Below are 18843 nucleotides of genomic sequence, written 5' to 3'. Positions count from 1 at the left end.
ATCTGAGATCTACTGCCGTCATCTGCCAAAGTGCCGCCGAAGGCTAGCGATCGAGGGTAGACAGGTGCTGTTCGCGCTCGGTGCGGGCTCGGCTTCCGGCCTCGCCTCGAAGGGACTCGTCCTGGGCCCGTGAGGCCAGCAGGGACTGCTCGGCTCGGGTGCGGAGCAGTCGGGCCGCGGTCTCCCGGTCGTGTGTGGGCAGGCCGGTGGCGGCGGCGATGATGTCGGGCTGCTCGGTGATGATCCGGTCCTGGATCATCGGGTGCAGGCCCAGCCACCACTCGGCGCGGTTTCTCGGGGTCCAGGCGGCCAGGGACGGGCCGTCGATTCTCGGGTAGTCCGGGAGTTCGTCGGGTGGGCCGAAGTCCTCCCGGTAACTGTTGCGGGCCAGGATCGCGGCCGCCCTCTGGTCGGCCTCGTCGGCTCGGGCCAGGATCTGGGCTATCTGCTGGGCGTACGAGTCGATGGTCTCCTGGGTGATCGAGGCGGCCCTGGTGAGTGGGACGGTGATCTCGCCGGAGGCCAGGTCGATCTCCAGGCCGTGGCCGCGTGCCTCGGTGACCAGCTGGTCCAGCAGGCGGCGGCACTGGTCGAGGTCGTCGGCGAACTCGCGGGTGGCTACTCCGGTGGCTACGCAGTTGTCGTGGGCGTTGCCCAGGCGTACCCGCAAACGAACGCCTTTGTCTCTCGCGGCCTGGGCGGCCTCGCCGGCGAACCAGTGGTCCTCCAGGTCGCTTGTCCGCAGCGTCAGGTCCTCCACCGCGCGGTCCATGCGCAGGCCCAGCCGCATCCACTGCTCGGCGACACTTCGGACCGCCGCCAGGTCGGCCCGGAGCAGTGCCGGCAAACTTATGGTCACGGCATCCTCCCGGCCGACCGCTCGTCGGCGACCAGGTAGGCCAGCGCGGCCGTGCGCAGCTCCACCCCGTACGCCCGGACCTCGTCGGCCAGCTGGCCGAGCGTGACCTCCCAGCCGAAACCCGACTGGGACAGGCGCGACGGGCACATCAGGGAGCCCTCCACGGCCTCGCCCGCGCGCATGGCCCACCCGTAGATGCCGGCGGCGTCCGCGGCCAGGCGGTCGCCCACCTCGGCCACCTCGTCGCCGTCGTCCATCAGCGCGGGCACGTTCATGCCGGTCATCACATCACCCTCCGTGTCGTTGTCACTACGGAAGGTACAAGGGCTACGCCAGGACGGGTGTGGGCCGCGGCTCGGTGCGGGTCAGGCGCAGCCAGACGACGAAACCCCAGATCACGAAGGCGGCGTAGACGGCGTACAGGACGGCCGACGGGTAGTACTTGAAGTGCAGCAGCTCGGGGACGCCGACCAGGTCGACGGCGATCCAGCACAGCCAGAACTCGACCCAGCCGCGGGCCATCGCGTACGTGGCCAGCATCGAACCCACGAAGATCCAGGAGTCGGCCAGGTAGTACCACCACGGCACCGGGAAACCGGCGCCGACCGCGCGGAAGACGAAGAAACAGGCGAATACCGCGATGAGCGCTCCACCCCCGTACAAAAGCCTCTGCCTGGGTGTTGCCCATTGGGGTGTCACGGCGGTGCCGTTGGTGCGGACCCGGTTGCTGTGCCAGCGCCACCAGCCGTACACGCTGGCGATCAGGAAGAAGACCTGACGGGCGGCCTGGCCGTAGAGCGGGGTGCCCTGATCGTTGCCGACCGCCTGGCCCATGAAGACCGTGAAGAGCAACACGTTGCCGACGATGCCGACCGGCCACGCCCAGGCGTTGCGGCGCAGGCCGAACAGGGCCGAGCCCAGGCCGAACGCGTTGCCGAGGATCTCACGGTAGTAGATCGCCTGGTCGGCGGTCACCTGCCACTTGGCGGTGTAAAGGGTGGTCAGCGCATGATCGAGCCAGGTCACGGCTCATGGTAAGTGGGAATCACGCGCCGCCGGGGCATAGTGGCAGTGTGACCTCCCCCGCCACCGCCACCCGCCTGTACGAGGACGGGAAAGTCGTCGCCGAGAACTTCCCGTGCGAGGACGGCCCGGCCATGCTCGACCAGCACCCGGGCTCGGTGCTCTGGGTCGACCTGCTCCAGCCCGAGCCGTCCGACCTCCAGGCGGTCGCCGGCACGTTCAACCTGCACCCGCTGGCGGTCGAGGACGCCCTCGAGAACCACGAGCGGCCCAAGCTCGACCGGTACCCCACACACATCTTCCTCAACGTGTACGGGGTCGACCTCCAAACCGGCCCCGCGGCGCACTTCGGCAAGACGGAGCTCAGCGTCTTCGTCACCGACCGCGCCCTGATCACCGTCCGGAAGTCGGACAGCGACACCACCCGGCTGGTCGAGCGCTGGGACGCCAACGCCGACCTGGCCAAGGACGCCGGTGTCGCCTTTCTGCTCTACGGTCTGCTCGACGTGGTCGTCGACGGGCACTACGCGGCCACCCAGCAGCTCGACGCGTCGATGGACAGTGTGGAGGACGCCCTGCTCGAGGAGGGCGGGGCGCCGCGGCCGGTCCGGGTGCGCGCCATGGACCTCCGCAAAATCATTGCGGCCCTGCGGCGGGCCATCGCGCCCATGCCCGAACTGGTCGGCCAGGCCATGCGGGCCGACCTCGGCCTCGTCGACGAGCACCTGGTGCCGTACTACCGCGACGTCGAGGACCACGCGAAGCACACCGTCGACCAGGTCGAGCATCTGCGCGACCGGATCGAGGGGCTGTTGCAGGCCGACCTGGCCGAGCAGGGCAACGTCCTCAACGACGTCACCCGCAAACTGGCCGCCTGGGCCGCCATCGTGGCCGTGCCGACCGCGGTGACCGGCTACTTCGGTCAGAACCTGCCCTACCCCGGCTACGACCGTTTCTGGGGCTTTCTGCTGAGCACCGCCCTCATCGTCGTGATTTCGGGCGGGTTGTACGTCTCCCTGAAGCGCCGGGGCTGGCTGTAGCCTCCCCTGATGACGACGCTCGGTGTGGAAGAGGCGGACATCGCCTGGGGAAGTGACGCCCCCGTGCTGCGCGGCGTCACCGTGCAGGCCCGCCCGGGCGAGATCCTGGCCGTCACCGGCACCTCCGGTGCGGGCAAGACCACGCTGCTCAGCGCGATGGCCGGCCTGCTGCCACCGGTGACCGGCCTGGTGCTGGCCGACGGCGAGAAGGTCACCGACCGCGACCAGGCGGTCAAGCTCGGCATCGTGCTGATCCCGCAGGACAACGGGCTGGCGGCCATCCTGACCGCGGCCGAGAACATCTCGGTGGCCGTGATCGCCACGGGCGGGACCCCGGCCGAGGCCCGCCGCCGCACGGCCGAGTCGCTGGAGCCGCTCGGGCTGTCGGCCCAGGCCAACCAGCTCATCGAGGAGCTGTCGGGCGGCCAGCAGCAGCGCACGGCGATCGCCCGCGGCCTGGCCCTGCGCGGCGACGTCCTGCTGGCCGACGAGATCACCAGCGAGCTCGACGCGGCCAACCGCCAGCGCGTGATCGAGCTGCTGAAGGCCGAGGCGGCCCGAGGCGTGGCCGTGGTCTTCGCCACCCACGACCCGGAGGCGGCCGCGGCCTGCGACCGCGAGCTGCACCTGGCCGACGGCGAGGCGGTCTGGGCCCGCCCCTAGCCGGCCCGGGTCAGCGCACGATCGTCGCCAGCACCTCGTTGAAGGCCTCCGTGGAGCTCGGGTGGGTCCAGATCGCGTCGCGCAGCTCGCCCGCGGTGACGCCGCCGCGGATGGCCAGCGCGACGGTGTTGATCAGTTCCTGGGAGTCCACGCTGAGCAGGGCGGCGCCCAGGACGGCGTCGGTCTCGGCGTCGATCACGAACTTCATCAGCCCGCGGGTGTCGCCGACGATGCGGGCACGGGGCATCGCCGCGATGGCCGCGATCGGCTTGGCGGCCACTCGCACCGGCCGGCCCTGGGCCCGTGCCTCGTCCTCGGTCAGCCCGACCCGGGCCAGTGGCGGCGTCATGAACAGCACGTACGGCACGGCGACGCGGTCGGCCGTCGAGCGCTTCCCGGCGCCGGTGAGCTGGTCGGCGACGATGCGATAGTCGTCCAGCGAGATGTAGGTGAACTGCGGGCCGCCGTTGACGTCGCCGATCGCGAAGATGTGCGGGCGGCTGGTGCGCAGGTGCTCGTCGACCTCGATCGCGCCGGTCGCGGTGGTGCGGACGCCGGCGGCATCGAGGTTCAATCCGCTCGTACGGGGTCGCCGTCCCGCCGCGGCGAGCACCGCGTCGGCCTCGACCGTGGCGGTCGCACCGTCCACCTCGTACCGCACGAGGGCCTTGTCCCCGTCGTCGGTGACCCCGGTGACCTGGGCGCCCGTCACGAAGCGCACGCCCTCGGCCCGCAGGATCTCCTCGGCGGCCGCGGCGACGTCCTCGTCCTCGCGGGGCAGGATCCGCCCACCCTTCTCCAGCACGGTGACCTCGGCGCCGTAGCGGGCGAGCATCGCGGCGAACTCGATGCCCTGGTAGCCGCCGCCGATGACGGCCGTCCGGCGGGGCAGGTCGGGCGTGGCGATGAGCTCGGTGCCGGTGACCAGGTGCTTGCTGTCGCGCAGTCCGGGCACGTCGGGGACGACCGGTTCCGCGCCCGTGTTGACGACGATGGTGCCGGCGGTGATCTCCAGCCGGTCGGCGCCGCCCGTGACCTCGACCCGGTTCTGGTCCAGGAACGCCGCGGCGCCGGTCACCACGGTGACGGAGTCGAGCGAGTCGAGCATGGCGAAGTTGTTGCCGCGCAGCAGGGTGGTCAGCGACGCCGTCCACGCCACGGACTCCTCGTACCAGGCGCGGGGGTCGGCGTCCGGCGGCCGGGCCGACGCGCGGTGGATGAGCGCCTTGGTCGGCACGCAGCCGATGTTGATGCAGGTGCCGCCGTACATCTGGTCGGACTGCTCGACCATGACCACCCGGCGGCCCTGCCGGCCCATCGCCGCCGCGAGCGTCTTGCCGCCCTTGCCGAAGCCGATCACCAGGAGGTCCGCGTGCAGAGTTTCCATACGACGAGAGTCTGTCACCGCGGGTGATCCGGCAAGACGTGATCGGCTCAAGTATTGTCGCGATCGGCTCATGGACGCGATCAGCAGACTTCTCCGCATGGCACGCCTCGACTGTGCCGTCGACGTTCGCTGCCGGCTCTCCGGCGCGCACGTCCTCGACAATCCGCCGGGCGGCGTCCCCTTTCACCTGCTGTTGGAAGGCCACTGCGAGGTGGAGGTGGACGGCCGCACGATCGACTTGCGGGCCGGCGACGTGCTCGTCCTGCCCCGGGGCTCCCGCCATCGGGTGCGCGCCGTGTCCACCGAGCCTCCGGCGCCCGCCGAACGGCACGGGGGCGGGCCGGTCGACACGCTGCGCGGCCCGGGCACGCCCGAGATCGATCTGTTCTGCGGTCACTTCGCGTACGACACGGGGCCGGGTGAGCTGCTGTTCGCCGGGCTGCCCGACGTGCTGCACGCCCGTCTCGGCTCAGGCCCCGGCTCGCCGCTGGAGCCGCTCGGCCGGCTGATCCGCGACGAGGCGGACGGCGACGGCCCGGGCGCCGGCGCGATGATCGCATCCCTCTGCGAGGCGCTGCTCGCCCTCGTGCTGCGCCGCGCCGGCGGCGCCCACCCGCCGTGGACCGCCGTCACCGACCCGGGCCTGCGCAAGGTCGTCGACGCGGTGGTGAGCGATCCGCGGCACCGGTGGACGATCGCCGGGCTGGCCCGGATCGCCGGCATGTCGCGGGCCACCCTGGTGCGGCACTTCTCCGCGGCCACAGGCATGGGCGTCGCCGACTTCGTGACCCGCACCCGTATGACGGTCGCCGCCGACCTGCTGACCGGCACCGAACGCGGCCTCGACGACATCGCCGGCGCCGTCGGCTACCGGTCGGCCTCGGCTTTCGGCAAAGCCTTCCGCGCCGCCACCGGCTCCACACCGTCGGCCCTGCGCCGCGACGCCGTCCGGACCGCGCGGCGTTAGGCCACGTGCTCGGTGCCGCCCGGAACCAGGGTGACCTCGCCGTCGATGTGCTGGACCGTGAAAAGGGTGCCGGGTGGGTAACTGCCCAGGACCTCGGGTGGCAGCTGGACCGTGCCGTCGCCGGCGACCACGGCGAAATCCTGGCCGTCCCGCCCCTCGGCGCCGACCCGGCCGTCGCGGATCGTCACGGCCCGGCCCAGGCGGGCGCCGACCTCGTTGTCGTGGGTGACCACGACGATGGTGGTCTGGCGTTCGGCGTTCACCGTCTCCATGGCGGCCAGCACCTCGTCGCGGCCGGCCGTGTCCAGCCGGCTCGTCGGCTCGTCGACCAGCAGCAGGCCGGGGCCGGTGGCGATGCCCACGGCCAGGGCGGCCCGCTGCCGCCCGCCCGGGGTCAGGTCGGACAGGCGCTGCCGGCCCTGGCCGGGCAGGCCGACCAGGTCGAGGATGCGGTCGGGGTCGTCGAGGGTGATGCCGCGCGTGTGCGCGGCGCGGCGCTGGGCCAGCCAGATGTTGCGGTGCAGCGACGCGTACGGCAACAGGTTGCGGGCGGCGCCCTGCAGGACCACCCCGATCTCGGTGCCTCGCAGGCGGCTCACCTCGCCGTCGGAGAGCTTGCCCATGTCGTACGTCCCGATGTTGATCCGGCCCGCCGAAGGGCGCATCAGTCCGGCCAGCAGGGCGATCAGCGTGGACTTGCCGGAACCGGACGGCCCGACCAGGGCGATGGTCTCGCCCGGCGCGATGGAGAGGTCGACACCGGCCAGGGCGACCACGTCGCCGGCCTCGGCCCGGTAGATGTGCACCACGCGGCGGCAGGCCACGGCGAGTCCGTTCATGCGCCACACGCTAGCGAAGGGTGCGGCCTGGTGACGACCCGCTACGCGGCCGCATTCTAGGGTGTGCGCGTGCGTGACATCGCCGTTTTCTCCGGATCAGCCCATACCGAGCTCGCCGCCGAGATCTGCCACCACCTCGGCGTCCCGCTGCTGCCGACCAAGACATCGAGGTTCGCCAACGACGCCATCGAGGTGCAGTTGCAGGGCAACTGCCGCGAGCGGGACGTCTTCCTCATCCAGCCGCTGGTGCCGCCGACCCAGGAGAACCTGGTCGAGCTGCTGTTCATGCTGGACGCGGCCCGGGGCGCCTCGGCCGGGCGGATCACCGTGGTGATGCCGCATTACGCGTACGCCCGCAGTGACAAGAAGGACGCGCCGCGCATCTCGATCGGCGGCCGGCTGGTGGCCGACCTGCTGACGACGGCGGGCGCCAACCGGGTGCTGGCCATGACGCTGCACTCGCCGCAGGTGCACGGGTTCTTCAGCATTCCGGTCGACCATCTGCACGCGTTGCGGGAGCTGGCCGACCACTTCAAGGTGTACGACCTGAGCAACACGGTCGTGGTCTCACCCGATCTGGGCAACGCCAAGGAGGCGGCGGCGTTCGCCCGGCTGCTCGGGGTGGGGGTGGCGGCCGGGGCGAAGCAGCGGTACGCCGACGACAAGGTCGTGATCAGCACGGTGATCGGCGACGTGGCCGGCAAGGACGTGATCGTGCTGGACGACGAGATCGCCAAGGGCAGCACGGTCTTCGAGCTGCTGGACCGGCTGCGCGAGCGCGACGTGAACAGTGTGCGGGTGGCGTGCACGCACGGGCTGTTCGCGGCCGACGCGGTGCAGCGCCTCTCGGCCGAGAAGGACGTGCAGGAGATCGTCTGTACGAACACGGTGCCGATCCCGGCCGCCAACCAGACCCCGAAGCTGACCGTTCTGTCGGTGGCGCCGGCCCTGGCCGAGGCGATGCGCCGGATCCACAACGGCGAGTCGGTGAGCGCGCTGTTCGCGTAGCGCGCGGATGGAGGGGGACGGGGAGGGCAAGACTCCGTCCCCCGCGAGCACAGTTTCATCCGCCGGGTCGGGCTCAGCTCCTTTCGCCGAGGTGGGTTGCAAACGGTGCTGGGAGCGCTCCCATTGATGAATGTAACTCTACTTGGCGGTCCGGCGCTAGGTGGTGGCGCAGGTCGCCGTGGGCGTGGCCGGGGTGCCCGCGTTGATGAAGCCGAACGACGCCGAGGCGCCCGCGGCCAGTGAGCCGTTGTAGGAGGCGTTCGTCGCGGTCAACGTCGTGCCGCTGGCGCTGACCGTCGCGTTCCAGCCCTGCTGCACCGAGACCGCTGACGGATAGGTCAGGGTCACCCGCCAGCCGCTGATCGCGGCCGAGCCGGCCGTCACCGTCACGGTGCCCTGATAGCCGCCCTGCCACTGGCTGCTCACCGAGTACGTGGCCGAGCACGCGCCCGTCGAGGGCGGGGGAGTGGTGACCGGCGGAGTGGTCGGCGGCGGAGTGGTCGAAGGCGGGGTCGTGGGCGGCGGGGTTGTGGGCGGCGGGGTTGTGGGCGGCGGGGTCGTCGGGTTCGTGGTGCCGCCGAAGTTGACGTCGCTGCAGAAGTAGTAGGACTGGTCGAGGTGGCTGGCCTGCCAGATCGTGTAGATCATGGCCCGGCCGCTGCGGCCCGAGAGGCGCACCGGGGCGCTGATGGCCACGCCGTTGCTCAGCTGCTCCGGCCACTGCGCGGCCGGGGTGTCGCCGATCTCGGCCACCTTCTCCAGGTCGGACCATTTCAGGGCCTGTGTCGTCGGGTCGAAGCCGGGTTTGGTGACGTACACCCAGATGTAGTCGGCGCCGTGGCGGGCGCCGTCGAAAAGGCGTACGTCGAAGGAATTGCCGATGTTCGTCGCCTGCCAGTTGCCGACGGCGTCCATGGCGTTGTAGCGACCGCTCTCGGTGTGCCCGGCACTGCACAGCTGGCCGTCCGGGATGGCGGCCTGGTGGTTGCCGGCCACGTTCTCGCGGAACAGGCCGTTCCAGTTCCACATGGCGTTCGGGTTGGCCTGCCACGCCTGCCAGCACATCGGGTCGAGGGTGGCCATGGCCGGGTCCTGGAACTTGCTGCCCCATCGTTCGTAGCAGCCGTAGTTGCGCGAGGCGGGCCCGGTCACATTGCCGTGGGCCGACGCCGGGCTGGACGGAGCGAGGAGCGCGACGGCGGCGACGAGGACGCCGGCGATCGCGCTGACTATGTAGGATTTCGTACGCATGAGGGCGTGTTCTCCGCGGTGTCGGAAGAAACGGCGGAGTACTGCCCTCTGTCTCCGCGGGGTTGCCGGCGCGTGGACCCACCCTGACTGTTGAATCGATAAATGTCAATGAACTCTGTGTCCTCCGCCGCCCGCCTGCTCGCCGATGCCCGGCGGGTCGTCGTTTTCACCGGGGCCGGCATGTCGGCCGAGAGCGGCATCCCCACCTTCCGCGACTCCCTGACCGGCCTCTGGGCGCGTTTCAGCTCCGGCGAGCTGGCCACGCCCGAGGCCTTCGCGAAGGACCCGGAGCTGGTCTGGAGCTGGTACGAGTGGCGCCGTGCCGCCGTCGAGAAGGCGGCGCCCCACGCGGGCCACGAGGCGGTCGCGGCCATCGGCGGCACCCTGATCACCCAGAACGTCGACGACCTGCACGAGCGGGCCGGGTCCACCGACCCCATCCATCTGCACGGCAGCCTGTTCGCCCCGCGCTGCTCGGCCTGCGGGCTCGCCACGGCCGGCCCGGTCTGCGCCGCGTGCGGCGGCCGGTCGCGGCCGGGCGTGGTCTGGTTCGGCGAGCAGCTTCCGGCCGACGCCCTCGAACGGGCCGTGGCGGCCGCCTTCGACTGCGATCTGCTGATCACCGTGGGCACGTCGGGCCTCGTTTACCCGGCGGCCGAGATCCCGCTGGTGGCGGCCAAGGGTGGCGCCGCCGTCATCCAGGTCAACCCGCAGCCGACGCCGCTCGACGAGGTGGCCACGGTCAACCTGCGGGGCACGGCCGCCGCGCTGCTGCCCGCGATCCTCAGGGAAGCCACGATCCTCAGGCAAGCCACGGTCCTCAGGGAAAGCACAGGGTAAAAACCTGGCGAACCGCCACCAAGCCCCCCTTAAGGCGCGGATCATGTCGTCATGGGTGTCATGGCTTACCCCCTCCGGTACGCGCTCGCCGACCTCGCCCTGGCGCTCAGCCGGGTCTCGCACGATCCGGCCGCGGTGCAGTCCACGGCCGCCCGCGCGGCCGCCGACATGATCGGCGACGGCGCGGGTGTTCAACTGCTGCGCGACGACGGCCGGTACGACGGCATCACGTACCACCACATCGACGAGCAGCGTTCGCAGTCGCTGTCGCGGGTGCTCGACCACGTCGACCAGCTCCCGGACGACGACTTCTCGACCGCCATGGCGGCCAGCCGCCGGCCGATCGTGCTGGCCGGCGACGGCGTCGAGCCTCTGGCCGGCGAGGAGCACGAGATCCACGCGGCGGTCCTGTGCCCGGTGATCGTCGACAACACGTACGCCGGCTATCTGGTGTTGACCCGTGAGGCGACGGGCTCGTTCTATTCGACGGCCGAGGTCGAGCTCGCCCGCGACATCGCCGGTGAGCTGGCCCTGGCCTGTTCGAGCGCCCGCGCCCTGGAGCGGCTGCGGGCCAGCGAGGAGCGCTACCGCCGGGTCCTGGAGACGATCCCCGAGGGGGTGCTCCAGCTCGATCACGAAGGCGTCATCACGTACGCCAACGAACCCATCGGCGTCGTTCTCGGCATGCCCCGCTCGCAGCTGGTCGGGGTGTCGCTGCGCGGCTTCCTCAACGACCAGGGGCAGAAGGAGCTCAACCGGCGCATCAACGAGTGCATGCAGGGCCGCTCGACGGTCGGCGCGACCCGCCTCATGCGGGCCGACGGCTCGCAGCGCAGCGTGCGGATGAGCATGATGCCGCTGACCGACGACCACGGCACCTTCAACGGCGTGGTCTGCATGGTCACCGACACCACCGACCACATCGACGCCCGCGGCCTCAAGCGCCAGCTCGACCACCTGCGCCGGCTCGACAGCCTGAGCCAGCTCATCGGCGGCATCTCGCACGACTTCAACAACCTGCTGACCGTGGTCGGCGGCTCGGCCGAGATGATCACGTCGACCACGCCCGAGGACCACCCGACGCACAAGCTGGCGGCCGACATCCTGGAGGCGGTCGGCACCGGCCGCACGCTCACCCACCAGCTGCTGGCGTTCGGCCGCAGCGAGGGCAACCGTCCCGAGATCATCCCGATCCCGGACCTGCTCACCGACGTCCAGTCGCTGTTCAGCCGCACGCTGGGCGAGCACATCGGCCTCGACCTGGCCTTCGGCCCGGACGTCTGGCCGGTACGGGCCGAGCGCGGTCCCCTGGAGCAGGCGCTGGTCAACCTGGCCGCGAACGCCCGCGACGCCATGCTGCACGGCGGCATGCTGCGGGTGGCCGCGATGAACGAGCTGGTCGAAGCGGACAAGGCCCGGGAGGAGGGCATCCCGCCGGGCCGGCTCGTGCACATGGTCATCACCGACACGGGCGCGGGCATGACCGAGGAAGTGCGCAAGCGCGCGCTGGAGCCGTTCTTCACGACCCGGCCGACCGCGGCCGGCCTGGGGCTGGCCACCACGGCCGGCATCGTGCAGGGCCTGGGCGGGCACATCGAGCTGGAGTCGGCGCCCCGGATGGGCACGACCGTGCACCTCTACCTGCCGGCGGCCGAGGAGAAGCCGGCCTCGGCCGAGGGGCGCCAGGGGGCGCCCGCGGTCATCGGCCGGGTGCTGATCGTCGAGGACCAGCCGGAGGTGGCGCAGCTCGTGCAGCGGCTCATCGAGCCGGCCGGCTACGCCATCACGGTCGCCACCGACGCCCTGCAGGCGGTCACCCAGGTGGCCGGCGGCGCCCACCCGGACCTGCTGATCACCGACGTGGTGATGCCGACCATGACCGGACCCGAGCTGGCCTCGGCGCTGCGCACGCACCGCCCGGACCTGCCGGTGCTGTTCATGTCGGGCTACACGGCGGCGTCGCTCGGCCCGCAGCTGCACCTCGACGACAACAGCATGCTGATCGAGAAGCCGTTCACCCGGTCCACGCTGCTGGGGGCGATCCGCACGCTCTGCGGTCCACAGCCGACCAAGCCCTGACGCGCTGTCCCGCTCCGGCGAACCCGCTCTGACGAACGAACCCGGCCGGGCCGGGTAACGCGATTTCCAGGACTCCTACCAAAGGTGCGAACTCGGGCGCCAGAGCTTGCCATCCGATCCGGACAAACAGCAATATTCCGGGTCTGTACGACTTGGCGCGCCGCCTTCTCGGCGGCGTGCGGGGCCGTTGGATGGGGAAGGACGCCGAGTGACCCAGGATCGCACGAGGGATCGGACGAACCGCGCAGGCCGCGCCGAAGCGGACGGCACGTCGACCATGGACCTGAGCGGGCGGTGCGTCGGCAGTTCGTACGTGCTGCAACGCCCGATCGGCCAGGGCGCCACCGGCACCGTCTGGGTGGCCCTGGACCGCGCGTCCGGCGAGTCGGTCGCGGTGAAGCTCCTGCACGAGAGCCTGCTGCGCCAGCCCAAGCTGGTCACCCGCTTCGTGCAGGAGCGCACCATCCTGCGGATGCTGCGCCACCGCAACGTCGTGCGGGTCCGTGACCTGTTCAGCGTCGGCGAGACCCTCGGCCTCGTGATGGACCTGGTGGCCGGCGGCAACCTGCGCGACCTGCTGCGGGACGAGCACACCATCGCGCCCGGCGAGGCGGCCCGGCTCACCGCGCAGGTCGCGGCCGCCCTGGCCGAGGCGCACGAGCTCGGCGTAGTGCACCGCGATCTCAAGCCGGACAACATCCTGCTCGACACCGGCGACGGCCCGCCCGAGACCCGGCTCACCGACTTCGGCGTGGCCCGCATCCTCAACACCCCGAGCATGACCACGCCCAGCTCGGTCTTCGGCACGCCGCACTACATGTCGCCGGAGGCGTTCCGCGGGTCGACGGCCAGCCCCGCGACCGACGTCTACGCGTTCGGCGTGCTCCTCTACGAGCTGGTCAGCGGCCATCCGCCGTACCGCAGCGACTCGATCCCCGACCTCATGCGCCTGCACCTCGAGGGTGCTCCCGAGCGCCGGCCCGGCATCCCGGACGAGCTCTGGGAGGTGATCACGGCCTGCATGGAGCAGAAGCCGCGGCTGCGCCCGAGCGCGGCCGAGCTGGTGGCCGAGTTGTCCGACCTGGCGATCAAGCTGGCCGGGGCGCCCGCGCTGGCGCCACCGGCCGAGAGTCACGTGCCGGCCGGAAGCCGCTCGCGGGCCGGGGGTCGCTCGCGGGACGGAGATCATGCGCGGGACGGAGATCATGCGCGGGACGGGGACCATGCGCGGGATCGGGACCACTCGCCGGTCGGGGGCCACTCGCGGGGTGGGGAACCGGCGCCGGAGGTCGCGGCGCCGGCGAGGTCCATCGTTCCCAAGCCGCGCCGTGAGCAACGCCGCAACGCCGCGCCGAGCTGGCGTTGGGCCCGCCCCGGGGCGACCCTGTCGATGGTGGCCGGCGCGATGGCCGTCTCGGCCGTGGTCACCACCGCGTGGCACATCGGCCGGGCCGACGGCGAGACCCAGGACCTGGCCGCGCCGCAGGTCATCACCGTGCCCGCGCCCCAGCGCCAGCACCAGCAGCAGACCCAGCGCACGTCGGCCACCCGGGACGCCGCCGCCCCGCGCCCGCCTGCGGCGACGACCCCGGCCAGGAGCGTTCCCCGGGTCCGTCCGGGCGTTCCGGCCGTCGTGACCTCGCCCGCGCCCGCGGTCGTACGACCGAAGCCCGTGACCACGAGCAAGCCGCAACCGGCCCGCTCACCGCAACCCGAGGCCAAGCCGTACGGGCCCTGGAACTGCACCCAGTCGTTCGCCATCGACTTCCGCAACCGGACCGGCCTCGGCGTGAAACCGTGCCAGATGCTCGGCCGCGACATCCGCTATCAGGCCTCCCTGACCGCGCCCGGTGGCGGCGGCCGGGGCAGCATCACCGTCTCGCTGCGCGACGCCGGCTCCGGCCGCACCGTCGCCGGGCCGAAGACGTGCGACGGCCTGACCTTCGACGGCGACGCCGCCACCCGCAGCTGCGGACCGGCCGGCGCGCAGCCCGCCCGCGGGCGCAGCTACACCGTCGTGGTCTCCTACCGCTACGAGCGTGACGGCCGCACCCTGGCCAACAGCGCCAAGGGGTCCACCTTCGACTGGTGAGGAATTAAGTCGCGGGGTTCGTGGTTCTGGCCTACCGTGATCCGCATGTTCGCGCCCGGTATGCAGCTGCCCGCAGTGGCGGCTCCCGTGTGCGCTGCGGTCGATACGCGAATCTGACCCTTCCCCACCAGCAGCAGAACCGCAGGGGAAGGGTCGGAGCACTGTGCGCGGTTCTGGCGCGCTCAGCCTGGCAAACGGGCGCGCATCCTTTTCTGCCTCGCATCCAGTGAGGATTGAGCAAAGACAATGGCGAAGAGCCAGTTCATTCGTACGAAGCCGCACGTCAACATCGGCACGATGGGCCACGTCGACCACGGGAAGACGACCCTGACCGCCGCCATCACGAAGGTCCTCGCCGACCGCGACCCGGCAACCAACCGGTACGTGGCGTTCGAGGGCATCGACAAGGCCCCGGAGGAGGCCGCCCGCGGCATCACCATCACCATCGCGCACGTCGAGTACGAGACGCCCACCCGGCACTACGCGCACGTCGACATGCCCGGCCACGCCGACTACGTGAAGAACATGATCACGGGGGCGGCCCAGGTGGACGGGGCGATCCTGGTCGTCAGCGCGCAGGACGGCTCGATGCCGCAGACCCGCGAGCACGTGCTGCTGGCCCAGCGGGTCGGCGTGCCGCACCTGGTGGTGGCGCTCAACAAGAGCGACGCCGTCGACGACCCCGAGCTGCTCGACCTGGTCGAGCTCGAGGTGCGGGAGCTGCTGTCCGAGTACGGCTTCCCGGGTGACGAGGTGCCGGTGGTGCGCGTGAGCGCGCTGAAGGCGCTCGAGGGCGACCCGCGCTGGGTGGCCTCGATCGGCGAGCTGCTGGACGCGGTCGACGACTACGTGCCGGTGCCCGAGCGTGAGCTCGGGGAGCCGTTCCTGATGCCGATCGAGAACGTGCTGACGATCAGCGGTCGCGGCACGGTCGTCACCGGCAAGGTGGAGCGGGGCAGCCTGCGCGTCGGCGAGCCGGTCGAGGTGGTCGGGCTTGGCCCGACGGCCGCCTCGGTGGCCATCGGGATGGAGACGTTCGGCAAGTCGCTGGCGTCGGCCGACGCCGGCGACAACGCGGCGATCCTGCTGCGCGGCATCAAGCGCGACCAGGTGCAGCGCGGACAGGTGGTGGCGGTCCCCGGCTCGGTGACCCCGCACCGGGTCTTCGAGGCCCGGATGTACGCCCTGACGAAGGAGGAGGGTGGCCGGCACACGCCGTTCGAGACGAACTACCGGCCGCAGTTCTACTTCCACACCACCGACGTGTCCGGCGGGCTCGACCTGGGCGACCGCGACCTGGTCATGCCCGGCGACACGCTGGACAAGGTCACGGTGACCCTGGGCAAGCCGGTCGCCCTCGAGGTGGGCCTCGGCTTCGCGGTCCGCGAGGGCAACCGCACGGTCGCCGCCGGCACGGTGACGGCCCTGCTCGACTGAGCGGACGCGGCCCCGGCCTTTTTCAAGGCCGGGGCCGCGTTGTCACTCCGGCGCTCGCTGCGTGGTCACCCTTTGGTCGTACGCGCGGAGTGCGGCCGTTCTGAGCGATCGACCGACTTTCCTCGTGTTCGCCTTGATGACGCTGCTCGCCCAGGCGGTGGCGTGGCCGACTGCCTGCCAGGCCTGGACGGCCTCCCGGCGGTAGCGGCGGACCGCTGCCGGCGGGCGGGTCAGGCGTGCGGGCGGCTGGGGACCACCGTCGCCCAGGCCGGCGGTCGGGCGCCCGGACCAGCGGAAGTAGCCCCAGAAAAGCCCGGACGCGACGCCGAACGCCAGGAAGAGGCAGAGCGCCTTGAGAATCTGGTGGTCGTCGACGTCCTGCGGGTTGGCGGCGGCACGCCCCTGGATCACGATCCAGAAGAACCAGGCGGCCAGGAACTGAAGACCGGTCCAGAGCGACAGACACCAGCTCGCGATGGCGCGGCCGTCGAGGAACCGGACCGGCATCAGCGCGAAGACCAGGGTCTCCGCCCCGAGCACCACGACCCAGAAGGCGATCGCATTGCCCAGCACGGGCAGCCAGCCCGCCTGGCCAGTGTGTGAGGGCCCCCAGCTCCCGGTATATCCGAGATAGGCCGCGCCGACCAACAGCCCCAGCCCGCACACGCTCCACAGCACGGCCCGGGCGCTCTGCCCACGGGGCGGCTCGCGGCGCTCCACGCCGACCAGCACGAACATGGCGAACATCCCGTACGTGTAGGACGGCTTGAGATCCAGCAGATGCGAGCCGAGAGCACAGACGAGCGCCACACCGAGCGCGACCATCGGAACCCGCAGAACCGCCGCGCCCCGCTTCCGCCGCAGATAGATCTCACCCGGCCCGGCGTAGGCCGTCATCACCAACGGAATGGCGACGAGAAGCGCGACGGCTTGGGCGAGCATGTTGCCGCTCTGAGCGGCCAGACTCTGCCCCTGCGCGACCAGACCGCCGTCCGGGATCTTCACGGTGGCCGGCCCCTCGTCCCCGCTGAAGGCCAGCGCCAACAGCGCGGCGGTCACCACGAGCAGTCCCGCCTGGATCCAGGTCGGCAACGGCCCCGGCCGCCGCACCCCGAGCGCTTCGAGGGCGCCGTGGATCTCGTTCTTGTTGCGCTCAAAGGTCTTGTTGAAGACCTCCGCCGGGAACGCGATAAGGATGACGAGCAGCGCCGCAAGAGCGGCGGTGAGCGCGAGCACCGGCCCGCTGAGAGTCAGCCGCTCCAAGGTGGGCATGCTCCAGCTGCCGGAGATCGGCGGAACGCCCGCTCCTTCCCGGCCCTGCTCCCCACCCGGCCGTGATCCGCCCGGCGTGGACCGCGGAGCAACTCCCGGGCCCGGCGAACCGGGCGTCGCCGACGGCGCCAGCGGCCCCGCACCGGACGGCGCTGCCGAAGGGGTCACGGACGGAGTGGCCGCGAGGGACGGAACGGCGCGCTCCGGCGTACTGCTTCCCTGACCGGACGGCCTCTCCCCGCCGAGCACACTTCCCGGGCCGGACTGGTTGCCTCCGCCGGACTGCTTCCCATCGCCAGACTGGTTGCCCGCGCCTGACTGGTTGCCTGCGCCTGACTGGTTGCCTGCGCCTGACTGGTTGCCCTCGCCTGACTGGTTGCCTGAGCCGGTTGAGTTTCCCGAACCGGTCGAACCGCCGGAGCCGGTCGAGGCGGCCGGCTCGACGCGGAACGACTCGGTCAGCGGGTCCTCTCGCGAACAGCGGGCCTCCACATAAATCGTTCTGGCCGGGGTTGCTTCCGGCACCGTGAGGCTCAGGCTGAAGCTGCCGTCCTCCCATTCGGGATAGACGCGCTCCATGTCGCCGTCGCTCCGCGCCCAGCCGACTCGCAGCGCCCGTCGCTTGTCCTCGGAATCGGTGTCCCAGTTGGTGCCACAGTCGAAGCCCACACCGGAGACCCGCACCACCGTCCCCGCCGGCCCGCTGCTCGGCGACAGATCGAGGTTTTTGTCGGGAAAGTTCGAGTCCGGCGGCCCGTCCGGGTTTGAAGGTCCATCCGGCCCGTCCGGGTTCGAAGGTCCATCCGGCCCGTCCGGGTTCGAAGGTCCATCCGGCCCGTCCGGGTTCGAAGGTCCATCCGGTCCGTCCGGCGGCTCGACAGGCCCGTCCGGCGGCTCGACCGGCCCGTCCGGCGGCCCGTCTGGCGGCCCGGCTGGCCCGTCCGGTTGCGAAGGGCCGGTCGGGTCATTGGACGGGACTTCCGAAGGGGGCGGCTCGGCGCGGCTCCACGGCACAGTGGCGGAGTGGGTCAGAGCGCCGCCGGCGGACCGCGCCGAAGATTGCGTGCGCTCGGCGGCCGCGGAAAACGGCGGGGAGTTCGCGGCGCCTTTGGAAAGCGGTGGGGAGAGCGCGGCGCCCGCGGGAAGCGGCTCGGAGGGCTCGGGGCCTTCGGCGGCGGACGGGGCGGCGAAGGCGAGCGCGGCCGACACCCCGAATCCCGCGGCCAGTGCCAGGGCGGCGGCCGGGATTCTGCGGGCGGTCGGCGGGAATGCGGTCACTAGGCGTCCTTTCGTCCGTGCCGGCACGCCGAGTGCTTCTCGGCTGACAAAGCTGGCATATCGGATAAAAGCCAGGATAGGGAGGGTGTGCAAATGGGCCGACTACAGTTGCCGGGTGATGTTGCCGCTGCCTGAGGGCGAGTTCGACGCGTACCTGTTCGACTGCGACGGCACCATCGCCGACTCGATGCCGTTGCACTACGTGGCATGGCAGCGGGCGCTGGCCGAGTGGGGCGCGAAGTTTCCCGAGGAGACGTTCTACGCCTGGGGCGGCCGCACGCCGATCGCCGTGATCGAGGCGCTCAACGCCGAGCAGGGCCTGTCCATGCCGGTCGAGCTCGTGAACGACCGGCGCGAACAGATCTTCCAGGAGCTGCTCCCGGGCGTGGCCGCTGTGCCCGAGGTCCTGGAGCACATCGAGAAGGCGTACGGCCAAGTGCCCTTCGCTGTCGTCTCCGGCAGCAGCCGCGAGTCGGTCACCGCTTCGCTGACCGCGCTCGGTCTGCTCGACCGCTTCGACGTCATGGTCTGCGCCGGCGAATATCTCAACGGCAAACCCGACCCGGAGTGCTTCCTGGCCGCGGCCGGGGCTCTCGGCGTCCCGCCCGAGCGTTGCGTGGTCTTCGAGGACGCCGACCTGGGCCTGCAGGCCGCCGCCGCAGCGGGAATGGCCGCCGTCCGCGTGCCACCACCGTGGCAGCGAGCCGTACCCTCCGCCGAGGTTACGGCCGATGGCGGGCCCGGTCTCGCCCACGGCGTCTGACACCGGCGTCCCGCCGCCACGCGCGACCCGGCCCGCTGCCCACGC

16 protein-coding genes are annotated in these 18843 nt (G+C 71.4%); 9 read left to right on the top strand and 7 right to left on the bottom strand.

Translation table 11 applies throughout. The features are described from left to right. Nucleotides 1–43: 43 nt before the first annotated feature. Genes ACQP2X_RS38690 through ACQP2X_RS38680 form a run of 3 tightly spaced genes read right to left on the bottom strand, consistent with a single transcriptional unit; the run spans nt 44 to nt 1885 of the window. A complete protein-coding gene (locus ACQP2X_RS38690) occupies nt 44–859 on the bottom strand; it encodes a hypothetical protein (RefSeq protein ID WP_498690441.1) in 816 nt (271 codons plus the stop codon). Next, nucleotides 856–1143, bottom strand: coding sequence for a hypothetical protein (locus ACQP2X_RS38685; protein ID WP_498690440.1), 288 nt, complete (start codon nt 1141–1143; stop codon nt 856–858). The genes ACQP2X_RS38690 and ACQP2X_RS38685 overlap by 4 nt, the downstream gene beginning before the upstream one ends. Nucleotides 1144–1186: 43 nt before the next feature. Then, complete coding sequence (locus tag ACQP2X_RS38680) at nt 1187–1885, bottom strand: nicotinamide mononucleotide transporter family protein (RefSeq protein ID WP_498690438.1); 699 nt, start codon at nt 1883–1885, stop codon at nt 1187–1189. A gap of 47 nt (nt 1886–1932) precedes the next feature. On the opposite strand from ACQP2X_RS38680, the gene ACQP2X_RS38675 reads away from it, so the two are divergent. Both ACQP2X_RS38675 and ACQP2X_RS38670 read left to right on the top strand, forming a co-directional pair. After that, on the top strand, nt 1933–2922 hold the full coding sequence (locus ACQP2X_RS38675) for a magnesium transporter CorA family protein (protein WP_498690436.1): 990 nt from the start codon (nt 1933–1935) through the stop codon (nt 2920–2922). 9 nt (nt 2923–2931) lie between these two features. Further along, nucleotides 2932–3585, top strand: coding sequence for an ABC transporter ATP-binding protein (locus ACQP2X_RS38670; protein WP_498690433.1), 654 nt, complete (start codon nt 2932–2934; stop codon nt 3583–3585). Between the two features lie 10 nt (nt 3586–3595). On the opposite strand, the gene ACQP2X_RS38665 is transcribed toward ACQP2X_RS38670, so the two are convergent. Next, nucleotides 3596–4972, bottom strand: a complete 1377-nt coding sequence (locus ACQP2X_RS38665) for an FAD-dependent oxidoreductase (protein ID WP_498690432.1) — start codon at nt 4970–4972, stop codon at nt 3596–3598. A 97-nt stretch (nt 4973–5069) separates the two neighbouring features. Between ACQP2X_RS38665 and ACQP2X_RS38660 the strand changes: the two genes are divergently transcribed. Further along, entirely contained in the window at nt 5070–5939 is an 870-nt protein-coding gene (locus tag ACQP2X_RS38660) for an AraC family transcriptional regulator (RefSeq protein WP_498690429.1), read from the top strand. Here the strand turns inward: ACQP2X_RS38660 and ACQP2X_RS38655 are convergent. Continuing rightward, entirely contained in the window at nt 5936–6778 is an 843-nt protein-coding gene (locus ACQP2X_RS38655; protein WP_360240194.1) for an ABC transporter ATP-binding protein, read from the bottom strand. The genes ACQP2X_RS38660 and ACQP2X_RS38655 overlap by 4 nt on opposite strands. Nucleotides 6779–6847: 69 nt before the next feature. On the opposite strand from ACQP2X_RS38655, the gene ACQP2X_RS38650 reads away from it, so the two are divergent. After that, nucleotides 6848–7786, top strand: coding sequence for a ribose-phosphate diphosphokinase (locus ACQP2X_RS38650; RefSeq protein WP_498690427.1), 939 nt, complete (start codon nt 6848–6850; stop codon nt 7784–7786). A gap of 156 nt (nt 7787–7942) precedes the next feature. Here ACQP2X_RS38650 and ACQP2X_RS38645 read toward each other — a convergent pair whose 3' ends face one another. After that, the gene (locus ACQP2X_RS38645) at nt 7943–9037 is read right to left on the bottom strand and encodes a lytic polysaccharide monooxygenase auxiliary activity family 9 protein (protein ID WP_498690424.1); all 1095 of its coding nucleotides are present in this window, start codon (nt 9035–9037) and stop codon (nt 7943–7945) included. A gap of 102 nt (nt 9038–9139) precedes the next feature. Between ACQP2X_RS38645 and ACQP2X_RS38640 the strand changes: the two genes are divergently transcribed. From ACQP2X_RS38640 to tuf, 4 genes are all read left to right on the top strand, one after another. After that, nucleotides 9140–9877 (top strand): SIR2 family NAD-dependent protein deacylase, encoded by a 738-nt coding sequence (locus tag ACQP2X_RS38640; protein ID WP_498690423.1) that lies wholly within the window; start codon nt 9140–9142, stop codon nt 9875–9877. Nucleotides 9878–9937: 60 nt separating this feature from the next. After that, on the top strand, nt 9938–11956 hold the full coding sequence (locus ACQP2X_RS38635; RefSeq protein WP_498690422.1) for a response regulator: 2019 nt from the start codon (nt 9938–9940) through the stop codon (nt 11954–11956). Nucleotides 11957–12164: 208 nt separating this feature from the next. Further along, nucleotides 12165–14048 (top strand): serine/threonine-protein kinase, encoded by a 1884-nt coding sequence (locus ACQP2X_RS38630; RefSeq protein ID WP_498690420.1) that lies wholly within the window; start codon nt 12165–12167, stop codon nt 14046–14048. A gap of 246 nt (nt 14049–14294) precedes the next feature. Continuing rightward, nucleotides 14295–15485 (top strand): elongation factor Tu, encoded by a 1191-nt coding sequence (tuf, locus tag ACQP2X_RS38625; protein WP_498690418.1) that lies wholly within the window; start codon nt 14295–14297, stop codon nt 15483–15485. Between the two features lie 42 nt (nt 15486–15527). Here tuf and ACQP2X_RS38620 read toward each other — a convergent pair whose 3' ends face one another. Beyond that, on the bottom strand, nt 15528–16757 hold the full coding sequence (locus tag ACQP2X_RS38620) for an FGLLP motif-containing membrane protein (RefSeq protein WP_498690417.1): 1230 nt from the start codon (nt 16755–16757) through the stop codon (nt 15528–15530). A 1396-nt stretch (nt 16758–18153) separates the two neighbouring features. Between ACQP2X_RS38620 and ACQP2X_RS38615 the strand changes: the two genes are divergently transcribed. Then, entirely contained in the window at nt 18154–18798 is a 645-nt protein-coding gene (locus ACQP2X_RS38615; protein ID WP_498701149.1) for an HAD family hydrolase, read from the top strand. Nucleotides 18799–18843: the final 45 nt, after the last annotated feature.

This window comes from Actinoplanes sp. CA-131856 (assembly GCF_050956135.1).
Taxonomy (GTDB): domain Bacteria; phylum Actinomycetota; class Actinomycetes; order Mycobacteriales; family Micromonosporaceae; genus Actinoplanes.
This window is presented reverse-complemented; position numbering and strand designations above follow the sequence as displayed.

Coding starts and splice junctions, on each gene's coding strand:
- ACQP2X_RS38685 (WP_498690440.1), bottom strand. CDS start 1,143: ATGACCGGCATGAACGTGCCCGCGCTGATGGACGACGGCGACGAGGTG.
- ACQP2X_RS38640 (WP_498690423.1), top strand. CDS start 9,140: ATGTCAATGAACTCTGTGTCCTCCGCCGCCCGCCTGCTCGCCGATGCC.
- ACQP2X_RS38655 (WP_360240194.1), bottom strand. CDS start 6,778: ATGAACGGACTCGCCGTGGCCTGCCGCCGCGTGGTGCACATCTACCGG.
- ACQP2X_RS38665 (WP_498690432.1), bottom strand. CDS start 4,972: ATGGAAACTCTGCACGCGGACCTCCTGGTGATCGGCTTCGGCAAGGGC.
- tuf (WP_498690418.1), top strand. CDS start 14,295: ATGGCGAAGAGCCAGTTCATTCGTACGAAGCCGCACGTCAACATCGGC.
- ACQP2X_RS38635 (WP_498690422.1), top strand. CDS start 9,938: ATGGCTTACCCCCTCCGGTACGCGCTCGCCGACCTCGCCCTGGCGCTC.
- ACQP2X_RS38660 (WP_498690429.1), top strand. CDS start 5,070: ATGGCACGCCTCGACTGTGCCGTCGACGTTCGCTGCCGGCTCTCCGGC.
- ACQP2X_RS38645 (WP_498690424.1), bottom strand. CDS start 9,037: ATGCGTACGAAATCCTACATAGTCAGCGCGATCGCCGGCGTCCTCGTC.
- ACQP2X_RS38620 (WP_498690417.1), bottom strand. CDS start 16,757: ATGCCCACCTTGGAGCGGCTGACTCTCAGCGGGCCGGTGCTCGCGCTC.
- ACQP2X_RS38670 (WP_498690433.1), top strand. CDS start 2,932: ATGACGACGCTCGGTGTGGAAGAGGCGGACATCGCCTGGGGAAGTGAC.
- ACQP2X_RS38615 (WP_498701149.1), top strand. CDS start 18,154: ATGTTGCCGCTGCCTGAGGGCGAGTTCGACGCGTACCTGTTCGACTGC.